1 pseudogene is annotated in these 1,908 nt (G+C 48.0%); it reads left to right on the forward strand.

Annotated features, from left to right (window positions below):
- Positions 1 to 1,710 (forward strand): annotated as a pseudogene (locus tag F6K53_RS38985) (hypothetical protein); the annotation flags it as partial.
- Between the last annotated feature and the right edge of the window lie 198 nt (positions 1,711 to 1,908).

The following is a 1,908-nucleotide window of genomic DNA, read 5'->3' on the forward strand; positions in this document are numbered from 1 at the left end:
CGCTCCGATGGGGACTATGACCTGAGGGGGATACCAATGGGTAGTAACCTGGTACCGCCTAATTCAGGTCAACCAGATACTTTAATAGGCATTGCAAATGAAGCTACATATGTTGCTGATCTCAATGGCGATGGTGATCAAAGTGACACTGTTCTAGAGTCTCAAATTGTCTATGGTTATGACGTAGACGGCAATGGTAACTTAAGAACAGCTTTCAATGAAACAGAGATTGGCTTTGACCTCAATGGTAATGGTAATGTAACTGACACTAACGTTCCGGAGTCTGAGATAACTGTTGCAGCAGGACTAAAACTTAATGGCATATTTGACAATAATTTTGTCACTAGTGCCAACTGGTGGGATGTGGACGGCACTCCTGGTATTGATACTCAAGATGTCAATGACAACCCTCAGCCTAGTATTATACCAAATCCGAACGGTAGAACTGTAAACAGTTCCTACCTCAGCAATTTTGTCACTCCGATTCAGCGACGGGTGGAATTTCCAGAGTATGTGATGGAAATCTGTCGCAGAGTGCCGGTTTCAGCTTGTAGACCTGAGGACTGGGTGGTTGGCATTGATGGTAATACTAATAGGACATTTGATGCAGGAGAAGACGAACGGGCTAGTGACCTTGTCGGTACGGGAGCTCTTCCTTATACTGTCGATCGACTTTTGTCCGGCACAACCGCAAGACCTGCCATAGATCCCGCCGATCGACGCTATCCCCGTCGCATTGCTTTCCTACGGGATACTGACAATAACTTGGATTTAATAACTAATGGCGGTCTTCCAACTCTTCTGGGAATCAACGGAATCGATGGAAGAGGAGATGATTCAGGGAGGGTCGCAGAATACCCATACAATACTTTCAGCGCTACCACCAGACCTCGATTAGCACCACATGCTCTGTGGTATAGAACAACTAGAGATCAAAATAACCCTAGCAATACTGATCCAAGGCAACTAAGCTTTGGTCAGGACAGACCACTGTTTTACCAAAGGCCATTAGTAAACCCAACAACAGAGCAACCGATGTTGGTACCAGTCCTACAAGTTCACTCCCTGACCGATGAACCTGGAGGAAGAGATAACACACTCCCGATAGAAGGAGGGGAATGTGTGGAAATCGAAAATGGCTGGACACAGCGAGCCAATGAAGACGGAGCAACCTTCAATGTAGTGATTGCTTCGGGTGATAGTCCCCCAAGGCCAGAGGAATATAACGGTGGTGTAGAAAACTTCGTCCGTTACCTAGAAAACTGGCGGCAAGCTGGCGGAACCTGCGCCAACAATGAAGGTATCCCGGTGCGGATCAGCGGCTCCCTAATCCAGTTCAAGCGTGCCGCCTATGATACAGCTCCATTCGTGCATGCCAACGAGAACGCTGGTGAGGAGCCAGTCCCCACTCGATTTGGATACGATATCACTGGTAGGCAGAGAGGCGGTGCGAATTTCATGCCCTATGCCACTGCTAGTGGCCAACTGCCCTATTACATGGCACCCACACGTCGATATGGTTTCGATGTGGCTCTGCTGACCCAGTTACCTGACCTGTTCTCCTCCAGGTTTACCACTCCCTCAGCGGGAGACCCTGATGAGTTTTTCCGGGAAGTCTCCCGAGATGACCCATGGGTGGAAACTTTACTGTGTGCTAAAGAGAAGGACGGTGGAGCTGATGCGGTTAACCAGCGCTATTGCCGGAAATAAAAGGTTTTCAGGTTGGAGGTTAATTGGTTGAAGGTTGGAGGTTGAAGGTTGAAGGTTGAAGGTTAATTGGTTGAAGGTTGAAGGTTGGAGGTTGAAGGTTGAATAATCAAACACCATTTTGATTAATCTGAGGGTGGTGGGCAGTGCCTAGCACCCTGATTTTCCAGGAAATGAATTGGTCTGATGCACTGCCTACTA

The organism is Moorena sp. SIO4A1, assembly GCF_010672065.1.
In the GTDB taxonomy this organism is placed as follows: domain Bacteria; phylum Cyanobacteriota; class Cyanobacteriia; order Cyanobacteriales; family Coleofasciculaceae; genus Moorena.